This window comes from Rhodococcus sp. BH5 (assembly GCF_027583855.1).
GTDB lineage: Bacteria > Actinomycetota > Actinomycetes > Mycobacteriales > Mycobacteriaceae > Rhodococcus_F > Rhodococcus_F qingshengii.
The window spans coordinates 443638-462893 of the sequence record NZ_JAJHVW010000004.1 but is presented as its reverse complement, the minus strand read 5'-3'; the positions used below and the strand labels follow the sequence as shown (position 1 = coordinate 462893).

The 19256-nt window shown below is 61.5% G+C and carries 19 protein-coding genes and 1 pseudogene; 11 read left to right on the top strand and 9 right to left on the bottom strand.

What is annotated here, in order from left to right:
- Window positions 1–161: 161 nt before the first annotated feature.
- Window positions 162–1196: a baeRF2 domain-containing protein gene (locus tag RhoBH5_RS13810; protein WP_007734628.1), complete on the top strand. Its 1035-nt coding sequence runs from the start codon at window positions 162–164 to the stop codon at window positions 1194–1196.
- A 40-nt stretch (window positions 1197–1236) separates the two neighbouring features.
- Here the strand turns inward: RhoBH5_RS13810 and RhoBH5_RS13805 are convergent, their stop codons facing one another.
- Window positions 1237–2403: a MinD/ParA family ATP-binding protein gene (locus tag RhoBH5_RS13805; protein WP_003945525.1), complete on the bottom strand. Its 1167-nt coding sequence runs from the start codon at window positions 2401–2403 to the stop codon at window positions 1237–1239.
- 309 nt (window positions 2404–2712) lie between these two features.
- On the bottom strand, window positions 2713–3420 hold the full coding sequence (locus RhoBH5_RS13800; protein WP_064112938.1) for a hypothetical protein: 708 nt from the start codon (window positions 3418–3420) through the stop codon (window positions 2713–2715).
- 220 nt (window positions 3421–3640) lie between these two features.
- Between RhoBH5_RS13800 and RhoBH5_RS13795 the strand changes: the two genes are divergently transcribed.
- The 4 genes from RhoBH5_RS13795 (at window position 3641) to RhoBH5_RS13780 (ending at window position 7446) form a co-directional block, all read left to right on the top strand.
- The gene (locus RhoBH5_RS13795) at window positions 3641–4171 is read left to right on the top strand and encodes a hypothetical protein (RefSeq protein ID WP_270008422.1); all 531 of its coding nucleotides are present in this window, start codon (window positions 3641–3643) and stop codon (window positions 4169–4171) included.
- 108 nt (window positions 4172–4279) lie between these two features.
- Window positions 4280–5710, top strand: coding sequence for a PepSY-associated TM helix domain-containing protein (locus tag RhoBH5_RS13790; RefSeq protein WP_007734624.1), 1431 nt, complete (start codon window positions 4280–4282; stop codon window positions 5708–5710).
- Window positions 5711–5735: 25 nt separating this feature from the next.
- Window positions 5736–6236: a copper chaperone PCu(A)C gene (locus tag RhoBH5_RS13785; RefSeq protein ID WP_228401951.1), complete on the top strand. Its 501-nt coding sequence runs from the start codon at window positions 5736–5738 to the stop codon at window positions 6234–6236.
- Entirely contained in the window at window positions 6229–7446 is a 1218-nt protein-coding gene (locus tag RhoBH5_RS13780; protein ID WP_270008421.1) for a Dyp-type peroxidase, read from the top strand. Before RhoBH5_RS13785 ends, RhoBH5_RS13780 begins: the two co-directional genes overlap by 8 nt.
- Before the next feature lie 80 nt (window positions 7447–7526).
- On the opposite strand, the gene RhoBH5_RS13775 is transcribed toward RhoBH5_RS13780, so the two are convergent.
- Entirely contained in the window at window positions 7527–8663 is a 1137-nt protein-coding gene (locus RhoBH5_RS13775) for a GIY-YIG nuclease family protein (RefSeq protein WP_047269279.1), read from the bottom strand.
- Window positions 8664–8708: 45 nt separating this feature from the next.
- The gene (locus tag RhoBH5_RS13770; RefSeq protein WP_270008420.1) at window positions 8709–9296 is read right to left on the bottom strand and encodes a TetR/AcrR family transcriptional regulator; all 588 of its coding nucleotides are present in this window, start codon (window positions 9294–9296) and stop codon (window positions 8709–8711) included.
- A 178-nt stretch (window positions 9297–9474) separates the two neighbouring features.
- Between RhoBH5_RS13770 and RhoBH5_RS13765 the strand changes: the two genes are divergently transcribed.
- From RhoBH5_RS13765 to RhoBH5_RS13755, 3 genes are all read left to right on the top strand, one after another.
- Window positions 9475–11040: an LVIVD repeat-containing protein gene (locus tag RhoBH5_RS13765; protein ID WP_270008419.1), complete on the top strand. Its 1566-nt coding sequence runs from the start codon at window positions 9475–9477 to the stop codon at window positions 11038–11040.
- The gene (locus RhoBH5_RS13760) at window positions 11037–11693 is read left to right on the top strand and encodes a DUF305 domain-containing protein (RefSeq protein WP_054187968.1); all 657 of its coding nucleotides are present in this window, start codon (window positions 11037–11039) and stop codon (window positions 11691–11693) included. The genes RhoBH5_RS13765 and RhoBH5_RS13760 overlap by 4 nt, the downstream gene beginning before the upstream one ends.
- 65 nt (window positions 11694–11758) lie before the next feature.
- Window positions 11759–12682 (top strand): DUF2797 domain-containing protein, encoded by a 924-nt coding sequence (locus tag RhoBH5_RS13755; RefSeq protein ID WP_270008418.1) that lies wholly within the window; start codon window positions 11759–11761, stop codon window positions 12680–12682.
- Window positions 12683–12689: 7 nt separating this feature from the next.
- On the opposite strand, the gene RhoBH5_RS13750 is transcribed toward RhoBH5_RS13755, so the two are convergent.
- Window positions 12690–13160, bottom strand: a complete 471-nt coding sequence (locus RhoBH5_RS13750) for a hypothetical protein (RefSeq protein WP_003945723.1) — start codon at window positions 13158–13160, stop codon at window positions 12690–12692.
- Window positions 13161–13411: 251 nt separating this feature from the next.
- On the opposite strand from RhoBH5_RS13750, the gene RhoBH5_RS32585 reads away from it, so the two are divergent.
- The 3 genes and pseudogenes from RhoBH5_RS32585 to RhoBH5_RS13735 form a co-directional block, all read left to right on the top strand.
- Complete coding sequence (locus RhoBH5_RS32585; protein ID WP_333482247.1) at window positions 13412–14233, top strand: roadblock/LC7 domain-containing protein; 822 nt, start codon at window positions 13412–13414, stop codon at window positions 14231–14233.
- Between the two features lie 112 nt (window positions 14234–14345).
- Window positions 14346–14711 (top strand): pyridoxamine 5'-phosphate oxidase family protein, encoded by a 366-nt coding sequence (locus RhoBH5_RS13740; protein ID WP_232319051.1) that lies wholly within the window; start codon window positions 14346–14348, stop codon window positions 14709–14711.
- A 78-nt stretch (window positions 14712–14789) separates the two neighbouring features.
- Window positions 14790–15533, top strand: a pseudogene (locus tag RhoBH5_RS13735) (HNH endonuclease family protein); the annotation flags it as partial.
- A gap of 16 nt (window positions 15534–15549) precedes the next feature.
- Here RhoBH5_RS13735 and RhoBH5_RS13730 read toward each other — a convergent pair.
- The 4 genes from RhoBH5_RS13730 to RhoBH5_RS13715 form a co-directional block, all read right to left on the bottom strand.
- Window positions 15550–15720, bottom strand: coding sequence for a hypothetical protein (locus RhoBH5_RS13730; protein ID WP_007734610.1), 171 nt, complete (start codon window positions 15718–15720; stop codon window positions 15550–15552).
- A 353-nt stretch (window positions 15721–16073) separates the two neighbouring features.
- Entirely contained in the window at window positions 16074–16442 is a 369-nt protein-coding gene (locus tag RhoBH5_RS13725) for a hypothetical protein (protein WP_029537646.1), read from the bottom strand.
- Between the two features lie 289 nt (window positions 16443–16731).
- Window positions 16732–17850: an Ig-like domain-containing protein gene (locus RhoBH5_RS13720; RefSeq protein ID WP_042452525.1), complete on the bottom strand. Its 1119-nt coding sequence runs from the start codon at window positions 17848–17850 to the stop codon at window positions 16732–16734.
- Window positions 17851–17905: 55 nt separating this feature from the next.
- Window positions 17906–19120, bottom strand: coding sequence for an Ig-like domain-containing protein (locus RhoBH5_RS13715; protein ID WP_042920340.1), 1215 nt, complete (start codon window positions 19118–19120; stop codon window positions 17906–17908).
- Window positions 19121–19256 lie beyond the last annotated feature (136 nt).

The window sequence follows — 19256 nt, the reverse complement described above, 5'->3', positions numbered from 1 at the left end:
TCCCGGGCTCTTGGCGTGAAGGTGATGCAGGCTTCCCTCTGCACCACCCTCACGTTCACAGACAGTACCAGCAGTCGAACAAACGTGCGAACTGAAAGCGGTCGTGTCGAATCACCGGTTGTCGGGTACGCGGCATAGGACCACTACAGAAGGGAGCCGACATGCATGCTGGGCGACTGAAGAAGGTCGGTTCGAGTGACGGCCCGTTTGCCTCCGTGTACTTCGAAGACGTCCGTAACCGGGAAGATGCGCGCGAGCGCTTCGAACTCGAATGGCGCTCGATGCGCAATCAACTCACGAAACAGGGAGCATCGGAATCGCTGATCGCACGACTGGACGAGGTGAAGGACAACCATCACGGCATCTCAGGTCGCGCCGGACGCGCGATCGTCGCCACTTCCGAGGCAGTGCTGATCGACGATATTCTGCTCGAACCTGCCGGCTCCACTATCGCGACCTTGGGCGAACTGCCCTACCTGATTCCACTGATCGCACACGGATACGACACCGAACCGTTCCTCATCGCCAAGGTCGACCACACTGGCGCGGACCTGTGCGTGCGCGATGCTCGCGGGCGTGACGTGTACGGCGAAACGGTAGACGGAGACGGCTTCCCGGTCCACAAGGCACACGTGGGCGGTCAGGAGCGATACACCGACAGCCAAAGCCTCGTGGAGGAGAATATCCGGAAGAACCTGACTCAGGCTGTGGAGCGCGCGGCGGCGCTCGCCCGTGAACACAAGGTCGCGCTGGTAGTTGTCATCGGAGAAGTACAATCCCGCAAAGCTTTTGCACAGCTTTTGCCGTCGACGCTACGGGTGGTGGACGTCGAAAAGGGTTCGCGTTCAGTCGGTTCGACACCCGCCGAGGTGTCCAAGTCGATTCGTGAACTGATCGACACGCAGCGACTGCGCAGAATGGATGTGGAAACCGAACGCTACGTCGCGGAGCAGGGCCGGGACTCCGGCCTCTCCATCGACGGGACCGCACGCGTCCTCGACGCCCTCGAACAGGGCAAGGTCGAGACGCTGCTGCTCACCGATCCTGACGACAAGGAAGTCACCAGTGGAGAGTTGATCGGGCCCGCCGATCGCGTACTCCCCTACATCGCAATCGGGACCGGCACCGAGTTGGTACAGATCGACGAACGCCTCGTTCTCGCCGACGGATACGGCGCGATACTTCGGCACCCTTGAACGCCAGAGCCTGCTGATCAGATTCGGTGGCGAGCACGTTCTATCGAGAAGCGTGCTTGCCCACCGAGTCCGGGAAACCATCGGCAATTGCTGCGACGAGTTCCAGATATGCCCGTGCCGTGCGCTTGTTCAACAACTTCAAGTCGATCGGACCGCCTTCGCCCAGGTGATCGTCGTAGGGCAACGTCTTGACCGCTCGCACTCCACGCTGAGCGAAAACGTCCTCGAGTTGATCGAGGTCGAGCGAAGACGAACCCGGCCGCGTCGAATTGATCGCCACGACCGACCTGCTCACCAGATCTGCGTATCCGTGCTTGGTCAGCCAACTGAGCGTTGCTGCAGCACTACGGGCACCATCCTGAGCTGTCGGGCTGACGACAACCAAAGCATCTGCTTCGTCGAGAATTCCGTACATGGCCGAGTGCATGATTCCGGTGCCACAGTCGGTGATGACGATGTTGTAGTGCACCTCGAGAATTCGGAGAGTATCGAGGTAGTCCTGCTCGTTGAACGACTCCGAAGTTTCCGGATCTGCCTCACTCGCAAGGATTTCGAGTCGGCTGTCGCCTTGCGAGGTGTAGTAACGAACATCGCTGTACGTACGAATGTCACCGTCGGCCAACAGATCACGAACGGTCAGGTGATGTTCACGTCGTTCGCGATCAGCCAGAGTCCCCAGGTCGGGATTGGCGTCGATGGCTACGATTCGATCCCCACGGATCGATGCGAACGTCGAACCGACAGTTTTGGCCGCCGTGGTTTTCCCCACTCCACCCTTGAGTGAGATGAAAGCAATCTTGTACACGCCGCGCACCGTTCGGTTGGCGCGGCGCACGAGAGCCTGGTGTTCGAGTTCGGCAGCCGACTGCCCAGTGTTGATCCGGCCCCCGGTGAGTTTGAACAACACACTGCCCAAACCGCGTTCGGGTGGACGCTTCGCCCGCTTGATGATGTCCAGGTCGTCGACGGAGGTCATAGGCCTGGGCGTCGAGGTCCGGAAATCGGTCGGCTCTTCACGACGTTGCTGGCGCATCCGCTGACTGGGCAACGGTTTTGCTGCAGGCTCGTCGAATTGTGGTGTGAAGGTGACGGTTCGAATCGACGTTGCATAGCCGTCGTCGGACGCGTCGAAATGGCCGTCGCCCTGAGTCGTTCCGGAGTTGTTCCCCAGGACTCCGTTATTCGAACCGTTGTTATCGCTGCGCACCGTTTTCCTAGGTCGAGTTCGGAATCATTTCGGACATAGCCTCTCGGACGCTATCACTCTGGCGGGCTTGCCGTTCTCTGCTCAATACCGTCGTGGCACAACAGACCGTTACACCCGCACTTCGATGACTTTGGTCCCCAAGCTTGTGCCGATCTCAGCAAATACGAACGTCGTAACGATATGCGGCACAGATATCTTCATCTGCCGCTAGAAACAGCCTTCCGCAATGTCAGGGCAAATCCCTTGGTAACAAACGAGAAAAGGGAGGGCGATCGCCTCGGCGATCGCCCTCCCTTCATGGACAAGTGTTCAGCTGCTGCAGAATTCCGAACTGCCGAGACTTCCGAAAATCGTCGACAGATCCACACTTCCGAACGAACTGCCCGTATCGCAGCCGTCGGCAGTGAGCGCGAAGTCGACACCGGTGACGTCATTCGTGCTCAGATTCACCGGAATTACTGCTGGATCGGCACCGCATCCGCTGCCGGGAACCACTTCTACGGAATAGCCGTCCTTGGCCGGCTTGTACTGAAAGAAGTAGTCACCGGAATCATCCGTCGTTGTCGTCGCGATTTGCGTGCCGGCATCGAGGAGATTCAACGTCACGTCAGACGCGCCGACCCCGTCAGCACCCGGACACCCAGTGACAGTTCCGACGATGCTGAACACCTTCACCAACTCGAAGTCGATCCCGGTCGCGTCGGACGTCGTCAGATCTACCGCCGTCCTGTCGGGTACGGATCCGCATCCAGCCGGCGAGTATGGACTGACCGTGTAATTGCCCGGAGGAACGTTCGTGATCGTGTATCCGCCACCCACCCCGACAGTGGCCGAGGATATCTGCGTCGAGCCATCCCATACGACCATCCATATCCCGACCGGATCGCCAGTATCGCTACACGAGTTGACAAGGGTGCCCGACACGGAGCGTGTGACCGGGTCCGCCGAGGCCACCGAAGACAGGAAGAGACCGAACGCACCCATCAGGGCGAATATCGCAAAGAATCGACGCCTCATGAAACTCTCCTATGTGTTTGCCCTGCCGTCGACCCGTTGCCGGCGACCAGAGCCAAGTCTGGCACCGGAAAATGACCGTCACGTTTGTTTCACCCGGTCCTCGGCAAAGTTTGGCGAATCGGACAAATCCCCCACCTAACGCGTTCGTCGGTCGGCCACCGAAACGATCCCGACCGATCACCTACTAAGCCCGGTAGTAGGCGCCTGTATCCTTTCGCGTATGACGCCGGGTCCGAAAGATGTCGCGCAGCTGCGCGGTGCTTTCGTGGGCGGCACCTCCGGCGCGGTTTCCGTCGCAGCCCACGCGCTCGGTGGTGGCGGCATGGCCCCGTCCGAAAGCGCTGTCGTGTTGCTGATCTTCGCCTGCGCGAGCGTCGGCGCGGTGGTCACGTCCATCGACACCCGTCGCTCCCCCGCGCTCTTGCTCGCCCTCATGCTCGCTGCGGGCCAGGCCATCGGTCACGCGACGTTGACCATCGCTTCGGATCATCAACACGGCCTGCTCCTGTCCCTTCCGATGCTCGCGGCACACATCGCTGCCGTGGGAGTGTGCGCAGTGCTGATCCGCGGCGCAGAACGCGGATACGTCGTGGCCGCATCGACGGTAGCGGCAATCGTCGCCGTTCTATTGCGCCCGTGGGCAGCTGAACCGTCACCGTTCGCTGCACGTACTCGATACCGCGCCAAAGTTGTTCTACGTCAACTTCTCACCTCAGGCCTGGGCACTCGCGGCCCACCGGCATTCGTGTAACTCACCTCCCCTTTCCTTTCACGCACGTGATTACGTGCGCCACTTTGCTGTGCGCCTTTATTAACCGCCCGCGGTTAACAAAGGCGCACAGCGGGATCGAGTACACGCATGTCCGCACCCGAATTGGAGCGCGCACAGACGCGCGCGTCCAACGACAGTTCTCCCCCGAAGAAGCAGGTTGGCGGCGCCAGACCACTGATCCTGCGTCTGCACTTCTACGCCGGCGTCCTGATCGGACCGTTCATCCTCATCGCCGCTTTGAGCGGTGGCCTCTACGCGATGGCACCCACCATCGAGAAGTTCGTTTACAGCGACTACCTCCAGACCGACACCACCGGACAGATCGCGTCACTGAACGACCAGATCCGTTCCGCTCAGCAGTACCGCCCCGACTTGACGGTCTCGGCAGTACGTCCGTCCCCTGCTGCCGGCGAAACCACCCGAGTCCTGTTCACCGATCCGTCGCTGGGCGAATCGGAGAGGCTCGCCGTCTTCGTCGATCCGGTACTCGCACAGCCGGTCGGCGAGTTGGCGGTCTACGGAAGCAGTGGTTCGCTGCCGCTGCGAACCTGGATCTCCCAACTGCATCGCCACCTTCATCTGGGCGAACCCGGCCGCCTCTACAGCGAATTGGCCGCGTCGTGGATGTGGGTGGTCGCACTCGGCGGTGTCTACCTCTGGTTCCGTCGTTACCGCACCGCCCGGAACGCTCGACTGCTCACGATCGACCGAGCATCCACCGGACGAAGCCGGACCCTGAACTGGCACGGTGTCGTCGGCATCTGGATAGCAGTTGCATTGGTCTTCCTCTCGGCGACCGGCCTCACGTGGTCGACCTACGCCGGAGAGAACGTCAGCAATCTGAGAACCGCGTTGAGTTGGACGACGCCCTCAGTTGTGAAAACTCTCGGCGACGCTCCCCCTCCGGCGACAGGCGGGCACGAGGGTCACGACATGGCCCCCGCCGCCACCGGCACGCTGACGGACACCAACGTCGGACGCGTCGACACCGTCCTCGGTATCGCCAGGTACAACGGGATCACCGGTCCCGTCGAAGTATCGATACCCGCGAACGCCGAGACGGCGTTCACCGTCGCCCAGACACGTCAGCCCTGGGTGTACAGCAACAACACCATCGCAATCGACGGAGCGACGCAAAAGGTCACCGACGAGTTGTGGTTCTCGGATTGGCCACTCGCAGCCAAACTTTCGGCCTGGGGAATCCAACTCCACATGGGCCTGCTGTTCGGTCTTGCCAACCAGATCGCACTCGCCGCACTGGCACTCGCACTGGTCAGCGTGGTCATTCGGGGCTACATCATGTGGTGGCGCCGACGCCCCACTCGTGGCTCCGACTGGGCAGTCGGCCGGGTTCCTGCCCGCGGCGGAATCCGCAACCTCTCCCCGGTCGGCCTCGTTGCTCTCGTCGCGATCACGGCGTTGGTCGGCTGGTTCGTTCCGCTACTCGGCATCAGCCTTCTCGCATTCCTGCTGATCGACCTGTGCATTGCGGCGTTCAAACGCCGTGCCACCACCTGACACTTCACGAATTACGGAGACACACATGACTGTTCGCACAAAGATATTCGCAGCTGTTGCACTGTCCGCAGCTCTCGCCCTGACCGGCTGTTCTTCCAACTCCGACAAGGAAACCGAAGCTGCACAATCCATCACAGTTCAGGATCAATGGGTCAAGGCCGCGCCGGAAGGAATGAGCGCGGCGTTCGCCGAACTCGTCAACTCCGGTGACAAGGACGTACGCGTGGTCTCGGCCACCAGCCCCGCGTCGTCTCGACTCGAACTGCACGAAGTCGTGACCGGCGACGGCGGAACGATGACGATGCGTCCCAAGGACGGCGGTTTCCTGGTCCCTGCCAACGGGTCCGCCTCCCTCACCCCGGGCGGTGACCACCTCATGTTCATGGACCTGTCCGCGCCACTGCTCCCGGGCGCAGAAACCGACCTCACCTTGATCTACGACGACGGTTCCAGCACCACGTTCACAGCCCAGATTCGCGACTTCTCCGGTAATCAGGAGAACTACGACCCGAATCACGGTGGCTGAGAACACGAACCCGCCCAGCCGAGCACTCAGCCGGCGGCGCCTTCTCGGAGGAGGCGCCGCCGCGCTCGGCGTCGCGGGAATAACTTGGGGCGCAACCACAGTGGTGGAGCGCAGCGAACACGAGCAGCAAGCAGGCAAGCTGGTGGAACCGTTCTACGGCGTCCACCAAGCTGGGATCGCCACCACTCCGCAAGCGCACGGCACGTTCATCGGGTTCGACCTATTGCCTGGAGCCGATCGAGCTGTGGTCGTCGGGATCATGAAGATGTGGTCCGAGGATGCGTCACGGCTGACCGCCGGTAACCCGGCGTTGGCGGACACCGAACGGGAACTGGCCGTGGATCCGGCCCGCTTGACGGTGACCGTCGGCTACGGTCCTGGCCTGTTCACCAAGCTGGGATTGCAAGCACGTCAACCGGACTGGTTCGAGCCGTTGCCGAGCTACGAGATCGACCGACTTGACGACCGATGGGGCGGGTCGGACCTGTTGCTGCAGATTTGTGGCGACGATCCGGTGACCATTGCTCATGCTGTGCGAGTTCTGACCAAGAACGTCCGATCACTGACGACCATCCGGTGGACGCAAAAGGGATTCCGCAACGCTCGCGGCACCACGCCTGAGGGAACCACGATGCGCAATCTCATGGGCCAAGTGGACGGGACCGTCAATCCTGCTCCGGGAACAGTGGATTTCGATTCACTGATCTGGCACGACGGCGCGGGTCAGTCGTGGCTGGCGGGCGGAACCTCGTTGGTACTGCGACGCATTCGCATGGAAATGGATACCTGGGACGAACTCGACCGTTCGGGGCGCGAACTCACGATGGGGCGCACGTTGTCCAATGGCGCTCCGCTCAACGGAACCAACGAATTCGACGAAGCGGATTTCACACTCACGGACAAGTTCGGCATTCCGGTGATCCCGCCAGGATCACACATCGCGCGAGCCCACCAGACGCATGAGAAGGAGCAGTTCTTCCGTCGGGCATACAACTACGACGACGCACCCGAGAGCGAGCAGACCTCGAATTCGGGATTGATCTTCGCAGCATTCCAACGGGACATCGCCGAGCAATATCTACCGGTCCAACAGCGATTGAGTGACTTCGACGCACTCAACGAGTGGACGACGCCGATCGGTTCTGCGGTGTATCTCATTCCGCCGGGATGCACCGAGAACGACTATCTGGGAAGCGGATTGCTCGGCTGACAACCCCGGGCAACGATATTGTGGGGGCTGGATCCGAACGGATCCCGCCCCCACAATGCCTTCTACCTGAAGTTGTTGCGTTACTTGGACTTACGAGGTCCCGGCATGACCGCACCTGGACGGGCGGTAGTCAACCTCGTGACCCAACCACTGACGGGCCACTTCTTCAGTCCGACGTTGTGTGGGGTGACCTCGGTTCCGACGTACTTGGCAGCAAGCTCGTCGTCGACGGTTCCGTTGAACCGCCACAGTTGGCTTCCGTCGGCATTGCGGGTGGACACCTCCCATGACTGAGCACGGAAGGCACCACGAATGATGCTGTCGGCAAACACCAGAACGGGGATTCCGATCTCGGCACGAACGGCCGCACCGGCAGACCACTCGGCGCGCGCGAGTTCGTAGATCTCTTCCGGCGTTGCTCCCGGACGGGCGGAGGCCGGTACGTGGAGGACGATGCTCGGCGTCGGGAGTTCCGGCGCGGGATCAGCCGAGTAGCGCAATGCGAGTTCCTCGACGCGGGTCGCTCGGGCGTCCTTGTCCGAGGTATCGCCTGCGAGATTGGTCAGACCCTCTCCCGCGTCGGTGATCCGCAAGGCTTCCACGATGCCGCGGACGACCTCGTCGGTAGTGGCGGCCGAATCCGTGGCGGCAGAGACCGAGCGGAGGAGTACGAAGTGCTCCACCGCCGAACCTGCGTCGTAGATCTCGCGGATCCGAGCGATCTTGGCTGCCGTCACAGCAGCATTCGACTCGGCCGGAGCGTCCGCTCCTTCGAGGTTCGCGAGTTCACCGAGCGCTTCGAATACCGGCGCGAATACTTGATTTCCCGTGCCGTGCCCGACATGGAACACCTGGTCGTTACGCGGGTCACGCAAAGCAAAGACATACTGCCCCAGCCTCTTCCCGACCTTCTCGGAGAACGGCTGCGGAGCGGGCTTCCTGACGACGACCTCGGTGGACAGAGTGCGCATCACGGCCAGACGTAGTGCGTCTGGCACGCTGGTGGAACCGGCAGCACCGGAAAAGATTGCCGCCGAAGCAGCGCTGATCGAGGTGAACGTGCGGCCGACTTGCTTCTCGAGAGAGGCAGAGACCGTACCGACCGCAGTCAGTTTTGCATCGAGGGTGCCGTCACCCTCGACAAGGAACTCCTTGATCAACGGAGCAACGAGCAAAGTGGAGCCGATAGCGCGAGGAACTGTCCAGACAATAGCCATGCCACGAGCCTAGGCGATCACCTCGAGACGCGAGGCGAACGCGACTCAGCCCGCCGCTGCCGGCCCGGCCAGTCCCTGCACAAGAAGGTTCCACGCCGAGTGTGCGACTTCTTTTCGCGAGCTCTCGGCAGTCCGTTCCATGATCGCGGCGAACATGGCGATCGCCAGGATCACGTCCTCAGCAGTCACGGACTCACGGATCTTCCCAGCTCGACGCGCCCCCTCGAGGCGTCCTTCGAGGAGATCGGTCAAACGTGTGCCGGCCGAATTCAGTCGAGAGTCGCCGAAGGAGACGGGCTTGATGACCTCCACGAACACGATGGAGGTGGTGATCTGGTCTACCAACAAACGAAAAAGATCGTCGAGAGTCGAATCCGGATCGGCAGCCATATCTTGCAGCTCGACGATGTTCTCGTCGAACACCGCGAGTGCGAGGCTTTCGCGAGTGGGAAAGTGCCGGTAGAGGCTGCCCTGACCGACGCCGGCCGTGCGGGCGATCAGGCTGAGCGGAGCAGCAAAACCCTGAGTGGCGAACACCTCACGAGCTGCTGAGACGAGTGCCGCACGATTGCGCGCCGCATCTCTCGGCCCTCTGTTGAGAGATCCGCTATTGACGCGGCCAGACGATGTCACGCACACTACGATACCAACCGGACAGCATTGTCCGGTTGGTTGCGGCCCGACACCGGTTCACACCCCGACCCGATCGTCGTGAGCGCTCGAACACGCGCCTGCCCTCCGTGCTGCCTGTCCGTGAGATACGTCTGCCCGTGAGATACGAAAGGCAATCCCGCACCGGGAGTTGGACTCGATGAAATCGTTCACGACCATCAGAACCAGATCTGCCATCGCACTCGTCGCCTTGATCACCGTCCTTCCCGTGTGCGTCGCGTCGGCTGAGCCCGCCACTGCCCCGGGCTCGATCCACGAGAATCCGGGTGTCGCTTCCACCGCCGCAAGCCGCGCCGAATGCGGCCCGGGATCGATGCCCGAGACCGGGTTGCAGGGTGATGTTCCGGCCGAGGACCGAAACAGCGGACGCAGCCGAGACGGCTACAGCTGCAACATGTCTCAGATCGGCGGCTACTCGGGTCGCGGCGGCGGGATCACGTCCACCAACTTCGAACACTGCTCGTACGTCGGCAGTTTCTTCCCCGGGAACCTCCTGGGCCCCGCACAGGGCGTCCAAGTTCTCGACGTATCGGATCCTGCCAATCCCGCTCTCACCGCCACGCTGACCGAACCCGCGATGCTGGCCGGAACGTGGGAGAGCCTCAAGGTCAACACCGCGCGAAAGCTGCTGGTGGGCACGGGCGTTCCGCTCTTGACCGGCGTCGGCCTGATGTCGGTCTACGACATCTCCGATTGCGCGCACCCGAAACTACTCAACCCCGGACCAGGAACCGATCTGGGGATGCTGCTGCCCATCACCAATCACGAGGGAGGATTTTCACCGGACGGGAACACCTACTGGTCTTCCGGCACCGCTCCCGGCGTGGTGAGCGCCGTCGATCTCACCGATCCCGCCAACCCACGCGTCGTCTGGCAGGACCTCATCGGGTTGTCGACGCACGGCTTCGGAATCAGTCCCGACGGAAATCGCATGTACTTGTCGAACAATCTCGGCGGAATACATGTCCTCGACATCAGTGAGGTTCAGCGCCGGGTCCCGAATCCTCGGGTGCGCCAACTGTCCCAGCTCTCGTGGACCGACGGTTGGGCCACCCAACACAGCATTCCGGTCACCTACGACGGTTCGCCGTACCTGTTCACCGTCGACGAAGGTGGTTCCGGCGGAGTCAAATTGATCGACGTCTCCGATGACGACGAACCGTCGGTCGTCAATTCGGTGAAGCTCGAAATCAATCTGCCGGAGAATCAAGACGCTGCGCTGGCGTCTGCTGCCGGCGGATCGCTGTTCGCGTACGAATCTCACTACTGTTCGGCAGATCGCCCGGTCGACCCGACGGCGCTGGCATGTGGATGGATCTCGAGCGGGATTCGGGTCTTCGATGTTCGAGATCCCTTCGACGTCCACGAAATTGCGTACTTCAACCCACCTGCTCGGACCGGCGACAATCTCGAACTCGCCAACTCGCCACACGCTCTCGCGTCGCTCATCGGCGTACCCGTTCTCAGCACCCCGGCAATCGCGCAGTCGATCGCGCAGGGCCAGTTCGACCCCGGCCAAGCACTGAGTTCGCGGTCGGGCATGGTCGCTCTCGGCGACATCTCGACCGATTGGTGTTTCTCCCCACCCGAATGGCGAGGGGCCACGTTGTGGGCGACGTGCGCCGACAACGGCTTTGTTGCCATGCAACTCGAAAACGGTGTCTACACACCACCCGCTGACCAGAAGACGACCGTGGGATCATGACGGCGCCGCGATCGGTCAAAGCCGTCGCACTCGTGGCCGCGGCACTGATGCTGCTCGTACTCGGCGCAGCACTACGTCCGCTGTTCGCACCCGAGAACCACACGCAGAGAGCTGTTCTGAGCGAAACCGAAATCGGATTCGTGCACGACATGGCGGCCCACCATCAACAGGCCCTCTTCATTCTCGCGCGTCTGAGTCCCGATGTGGACCCGGCGGTGACGAGACTGGCCCAGCAGATCGACGATGTTCAACGAACGGAAATCGGTGTCATGCTCGGCTGGCTGAGGTTGGCCGGTGTCCCGCCGAACAGTAGAACGCCGATGGCGTGGATGGAGGCGCCGCCGAGCGGCGCCGGCGACTCTCGTCATCACCCGGCAACGCTGGACACCGAGACCGACTCCATGCCGGGTATGGCTACGACCGAAGAACTCGAGAAACTGAGCAGCGCTCGCGGGCTCGACGCCGAGGTCCATTTCCTTCAACTGATGGAACGCCACCACCGTGGCGGGATCGCCATGGCGCAGGCCGCCGACGCCCTACTCGAGAGCGGGCCGGTGAAACAGTCCGCCCGCGACATGATCAACACCCAGAGTCAGGAATCCGGGCTGATGACGCTGATGCTCGAACAACGTGGGGCACAACCACTGCACTGACCCGCATGTGCAGTGACTACCATAGGTGTCGACCTGCGAACTACAGAAGGAATCGACACTTCATCATGACCCTGCTCGTTCGCGGAATCGATTGGTCGAACCCGACAGCACCGCGGATCCGATGCGTCGACGACACCACTTCCGCTACGACCTTCTTCACTCACGACTCGGTGCTGCGATTCTCCGTCGACGAGACGAAGGGCCGCCGCTGCCTCGGCTGGCGAGATCTCACCGCCGAAGGTCCAGGACACTCGCCGTGCGACCGCGGGGCGACGGTCACCGCAGGACGCCAATGCGACCGATGCCGAAATCGTGAGGGGTTCACCACGGTTCATCAGGCACACGTCAGCGGCGCGCACATTCATCCGAATGTGCGTACCTACCTCGCACAACCACAATGGCTCTACGTCGACGTATTCGCCGGCGGCCAGATGAAGGTGGGGACGGCGTCCGAGTTCCGCAAGCATCCGCGAGTCGCCGAACAAGGGGCAATCTGCGCATTGTTCGTAGCGCGGTCGACGGACGGTTACAGCATTCGCGCCCTCGAAGCCCGAGTTTCGGAGCACTTCCACTTGAGCCAGGCAATACGTACGTCTCGGAAGATCGAAGCGTTGACAGGCCCCTTGGATCGAGAGAAACTACGAAAGTCGTTGCACCACTTCGTATCGTCGATCAAAGACGAGCTGAATGACATCGGATCGGACATCGACGGAATCGAGATCCTGGAGGCTCCCGAAGAATGGACGGCGCCGGCGTGCGCTGACGTGGTCTTCGATGCGGCACCGTTGATCGCGTATCCGCACACTTTCGAGTCCGGGGAACATTCCTTGTATCTGGAGGGCCTTGCCGGTTCGATCGCCTCGCTGCGGATCGACCCCGATCCTGAATCGCCACGCTTCGTCGCGGATCTGTCCGGACTGGTCGGTCGAACCATCACCGTCGGCGAGTTCGAGTCCCCTGGCGTGGCGATTCAGGAATCGTTGTTCTGAAAGTAGGTCAGCAACTTCCCGCGGTCGCTGCGGCGAATCCGCGAGTGACCTCGGCCTGCTCGTCGGCAGACAGGCTCGACCATTCGGGATAAGCCTGGATGGAGGTCAGCATGTCGTTTGCCAATGATTCACGCGTCATGCCCATTTCCTCTCCGGACTCGTCGATGGCCGGCTGGTATGCGTCGAGGTACCGGAGAACGTCGGAGCACGCCTGCGCGTAGGTCCGTGGCAGCGCCGAACTCACATTCGGGTCGGACGGGACCTCAGCCGGAGCACTCGAGTCGACCGAAGGGGTCTCGGTAGGTATTTCCGACGACGTCGCCGGAGCCTCGGATGACGTCGTCGACGTCGCTGTGGTGGTCGCCGAAGCAGAGGAAGTGAGTGTTCCGACCTCGGTCGGCTTGTCTCCGTCTGAACCGCAGGCAACCAGCGCCACCAGCGAGCAGGCACCGATGAACCCGGTGATCGTTTTCTTCATCCCTCAAGGATGCCAGAGGGCCACTGGCGTTCGAACGGACCGGCATCGCCCGTCAGCGCCAATTGCCCGAGCATCCGGCCGAATCCGAGCGCCTCGCCCTCCCGACTGCGGGATTGGACTGTATGCCCCGTTCGCGAACCCATGCTACGGTGACTTAACTGCAAAATAACTACGGGTGGGATTGTCCGGTCTGCCGCGTTCATCCGGAACGCTCCGATCGGAAATAGTTCGTCTATAAGGGGCTGGAACGAGTGGGACTTTTTCGTCGACGAGGTTCCCGCGAGGAAGACGACGATCGCGGGCAAAACCTCGATCGCAGCGACCCCGGGTACGCCGCCTGGTTCGCGAACGTCGCCGACGCGGGTGGTCAGCCGATTCCGTACAAGCGACCGCTGACCGCACCGGTGTATCCGCAACTCCAGCCGCCGGCCCCGGACTACGAGACGGATACGAGACGGCCACTCAACGCACCCGCCGGAGACGGCTGGCTACCCGCAGACCGCATCGACGAATTCGAGTCGTCGAATGGCCGCCCATCTGCACCGAACGGAACGAGCCCACAAATCTCCCAAACTGAAAAGTTGCCGCCCGACCCACTCCCGACGCCGCAACCAACGATTCCACCTCGAAATGTACCGATGACTTCACCACCGAAGCATCACCTGGAGTCGCCCCGCGCGACTCGGCCCTACCAAGGAGAAGCAATGAGCAACATCGACAAGATCCTCGGCGAATTGATGCGCATCGACGGTGCCAGCGGTGCAGCCGTCGTCGACGCCGACAGCGGAATGGTTCTCGGCATGAGCGGCAACCCGTCATTCAGCCTCGAGTACGCCGGCGCCGGCAACTCCGAGGTTGTGCGAGCAAAGCTCCGCACGATGAGTAACTTGAGGATTACCGACACCCTGGAAGACATCCTGATCACCCTGAGCAACCAGTACCACCTCATTCGCGTCCTCGAGACGCCCGGACTGTCGACGCTGTTCGTGTACCTCGTTTTGGACCGTGCGCGTGCGAACCTGGCGCTGGCCCGCCACAAGCTGGGCGAACAGACCCCCAAGATCGAGATCTGACGCTTCCACTCCCTTCCCGACAATGCCCGGTCCTCGCCAACGGCGAGGGCCGGGCATTGTTCGTTCCGAACACTCGATTGGTGAACCTCGCGCCGGCGCCGATACTGGGACCGTGACTATCGCGGATGCTCCTTGCGTGTGGTTGACCACCCTCCGAAGCGACGGCTCGCCGCACACGACTCCGGTCTGGTTCTTACTGCATCAGAACACATTCTGGATACCGAGCGCTGAGCAGAATCGTAAGGTTCGGAACCTGCTGGACGATCCTCGGGTCTCGTTGGCAGTCGACGGATCCGCTGGCGACCCGTGGGTCGCACAGGGCCTCGCGACAATTCATCACGATGTCGGCGAATTCGTCGACCTCCTGAGACTTTTCGGCGAGAAGTACGACGGCTGGGATGCCGCAGACGAAACTCGTGAAGGTCCGCGGGTCCTCGTCTCGGTCCCGGTGACTCGATGGTTCCTTCGACCGGACTGACAGACAGTGCCGGTTAGGCCCGAATTGTCGTGAATGACATACTTGTAGTTCATCTCTCGCAGAAATGGACTCTCACACATGGCACGCACGGCACATCACAGGCGCGGCATCACCGGCGTCACCATCGGCATTGCTGCCGTGATCGTGCTGGGAGGTTGCGCCAATTCCAACGCCGACGCGCCCGAAACATCTTCTCTCGGTTCGGGAATCGGATCCGGTGTCACCACGACGGTCGTGACCGAAGCCTCGGCTCCTTCGTCCGCCGCAATTGAACTGCTGGCACAGATCCCCGTCAAGGGACGCGCACCCAAGACCGGATACGACCGCGCGCTGTTCGGTACCGCCTGGACCGACGACGTCACCGTCGAATTCGGCCACAACGGCTGCGATACTCGCAACGACATCCTGCGGCGTGACCTCACCGACCTGACATTCAAGGACGGCTCCAAAAGCTGCTCGGTCCAAACCGGTACGCTCCGTGACCCGTACACGAACAAGACCATCGCGTTCACCCGCGGCCAGGACACGTCTTCTGCAGTCCAGATCGATCATGTAGTCGCACTCTCGGACGCCTGGCAGAAGGGCGCACAACAGCTCGATACACAGACGCGAACCAATCTGGCCAACGACCCTCGAAACCTGCGCGCTGTCGACGGGCCCACGAACCAGAAGAAGTCGGATTCCGACGCGGCGACCTGGCTGCCACCCAACAAGGCCTACCGCTGCCAGTACGTGACTGCTCAAGTGGAAGTCAAAGCGGCATACGGTTTGTGGGTCACCCAAGCCGAACACGACACCATCGCAGACATTCTCGCGACCTGCTGAACTCTTGCGGTGATCAGCGGCCCTTGATCAGATACCGCACAATCGCCATTCCGAGCGCGAGGCCCACTACGGTGGCGAGCGCTGCAACCAGACCGTGACCGGTCAGTGCGACGAACACACCGGTGATGACTGCGACGACGGCAATGATCCCCGCGTCCACTCTGCTTTGACCACGTTCAGGCATGGCACTCTCTCGTGCTGTCAGGTCCGTCCGCTCCCCTCGTAGCGGACGGACCCAGCGGCAATCTGTCGAAATGCGCGAACTCCGGTGGCCTCACCGGGCTGACTTTGCGGGCGGTCCTGCGAGGCCGGCACGTCCCCCGGAGCCAACTCACATCGGTTCACGAAGTCCGTACCTTCGCAGAATATACCGATTGGTAGGTAATTACCGAGGGCTAAAGTCCCTGGTCATGGACTCATGCGACGAGTGGTCGGAAACTCGAGACGAACGAGCACATCCGCGAGGCGAGCGTTAGCCGAGATAGCAGAGGTCCGTGGCCACGGCCAGAGGCCCATCTGGAATCAGAGCGGCGACGTCTATGACCCGAAAAGTGATCCGAGATCCAACGATCCGACTGACGACACTCGCTTCCAATCAGCGCAATATGCGGTGGTGAAGCGAGAATCCGTCAAGAGAATCGTGACTGTCGCCGGTTCGAGGGTGCTTTCGAACTCGAGGACATTCAATTCACCATCGCCGTCGACTTTCGCTCGGCCGTATATGCACGGCATGTCAGCTGATACGGGCCCAGACGTCGTGTACGTTCCCGGCAACACCTCCCACGGCACGTCGAACAGTCCGTGACCAGGAATCGTTCCCGGCGCTGCTGAGGCCGCAGACGTCCCGATCATTGCCACACCGACAGCTACTGCTGCAGCGGACGCGAGCAAACTAACCTTGCGCATTTTCCCTACCTTGTTCATACCTGAACCGCAGCGGCGAGTTCGAAGGCTTGTTGATGTAAGAACCCGCGGTTCGCGCAGTTCTTCAACTAACGGTAGTAAAAGGGCACGAGTTTTGGTGAGCTACCTTTTTGTGGTTCTGGCCCGATTTCCGTGACGGAGACTCCCATTGAGAAGATCAGAGAACGCCGGCGTTGCGGCTCTCGGCATGATTCGAACCTGTCATTCCAGTATTCGATCACACACCCGTCTTCGAGCCGAAACGTCGACGCTCCCCTGCCGTTTGGGTGACTCAGCCTCCGAGTGAGCCCGTCGGCAGCTTCGAGAAGATGTCCCCGAGGCTTCCGGTTCCACCAGGAGTTTCCGGTTCCGTCGGATCCACCGGCTCGACGACGATGACACCAGGCACGGTGACGGTCACGGTCTTGTCCGCAGATTCCGAAGAACTGAACTTCTTGGTACCCAAGAACTTTGCGGTGATGCGATGCTCGCCCTGGTCGCGGAACGGCCAGACCAGTTCTGCATGGCCATTGGAATCGACTGTGGCGCTGCCGATCTTCGTATCGCCGTCGAAGAACTCGACCGTTCCCTCACCCGGGTTCGGGTCGATACTCGCCGCAATCTTGACGTCTTCGCCCGTCAGTGCCTCCAGTGCGACAGCGACCATCGTCTCGGTCTGGTTGGTCGTGAAAACCTCGGTAGTCGAGAGGGCGTTGCGTCCTTCCCCCGCAGCAACACAATACCCAGCGGCATTGACCCACCGGGACTCACCGAAACTCATGCTCGTGTCTTTGATCTTGATGCTCGGGCTCGTCGCCCCGGCGCGCAGGTGCGTCGTCGCGTTTCCCTCGTCGGACCGAGCTTCGAGTTTCAATTCGACTGCCGGTAAACGAAAGTCCGTGTTGGCCTTGACTTGCAGCCCTTCCTTGGGCTTGTTGTCGTTCGCGCTCGGACCGTCGTTGACTGTCTTGTTGCCGGTACCGGTAATTCGCAGGTACTCACCCGCCGGGTTCGCGTTTCCGTCTGCGCCCACCCGGAGCAGCACCGCAGTCTCGCCGGTCAAGTTGGACGACGAATCACCGACGAGGGAGTACGAAACCAGGGTTGCCCCTTGCGGTAGTGCGATGTCGTACTTGATACGACCGGTGTCCGAATCCGAACTACGCATGGTGCCTGGATGCAATTTCACTGTGAACTGTTCGCCGGGACGCACGGACGTGGGCGCCGTTACCTCCATGTTGTCGGAGAACGACGAATCCCAATCGGTGGCGCCGTCGACCCGGCACTTGTGTTCGAAGGAAACTGTCCGCGTCACGGTATCGGAAGCCGCTGCCACCGGCGCGGACACAGCGAGGAGTCCGGCCGCGAGTGCTGGTACGACAGCGCAAACTGCCAGAGTGCGGGGGTTCATGTGTTGCCTTTCAGAAGAACTCGGCCATTGAAAGTTCAGTGAGGTAGGACCGTGATCACTTGCCACCGAGCGAACCCGTTGGCAGCTGCGGCAGAACGGACTCGAGGCTGCCGAGACCGCCCGGAGTGCCCGGATCGGTCGGGTCGGGATCGACCGGACCTGTGGTGTCACCGGTCACCGTGAGTACGTGTGCCGCCGACGTGTACTTCGCCTCGTCTCCGGTAGCGGTGAATACTGCAGTCACGGACTTGGTACCCGCCTTACCGAAGGTGAGATCCAGGCGCGCAATACCGCGAACCACCGGCCGCGGGTCACCGACGGGTTTGCCGTCGACCATGAACTGTACTGTTCCCGTTGTGTTTTCCGGATCGACGTGAGAAGCAAAAGACACCTTGGTACCGGTCGCGGCGGTAGCCGGTCCTTCGAGCTTAGTCACGATGTCCGCGCCTGGCTCAGGATCAACGGGCCCCAGGTCCCCGTCGATCTTCGTGGATGCCAGGGCGCCGGCACCGGCATTGAGGGGGCCGGCCTCAGCGTCGCGCGGCGAGCAGGATGTGGGCGCCCAGATGGTTCCCGCGAGCCAGTGACTGACCTGAGGGAGGAAGGTCAAAAATGACTCGGGCCCGCCGAAAGTACCTGCAGCACCCGAAGTCCGGACATTGGTTTCGACTGCGCCGGACGGCCCGGCCTTTACGGTGATTCTGATCTTCGGAAAGACGATGTTGGTCTCGACTCCGGACTGAGCATTGATCGCCAGCCCACCGTGCGCACCCGACGACGATGACGGGCTGTTGCCGATCGCTTCGTTTGCGCCGGACAACCGGAGTATCGGACCGTCCGCTGCGGGAGTGCCGTCTTCGTTGACACGAATCACCGAAGCAGGTTTCCCGGCAATAACATTGCCCGGATCGGTGACCGTCGCCGAAACGAACTCCGCGTTGGTCGGAATCGGCAGATCAATCTTCAGACGCGAGATCTTCTTGACGCTTGCGCCGCTCACATCGTTCGGGATCTGGACGCTACCCGGATCCACGTCGATGTCGAAGACCTGACCTGGCGCGACTACCGTCGGAGCCGAAACCCGCACCGTGGCAGGCTTTCCGTCTGACGAAGGACCGGAGAACGCACTCGGAACTGCGCGGCACGTGACCTGGAACGTTGTCGACGTGGTTTCTGCAACGGGCGCCGCGGTCGCCGGAATCACGGCCACAGCGGTTCCACCGGCAAGGAGGCCGGTAAGGAGCGCAGCATTCAGTAGGCGTTTTGACATGATGTCCTCTCGGAACAACCTGATTGACGTTTGCCGCCGAACTGTAACGGAGCCAGCGCCCGAGTTGACCCTTTTTCAATAAACAAAAACCACACAGTAGGTAAATACTTGGTAAGGGTTACTGGTCGTCACATCT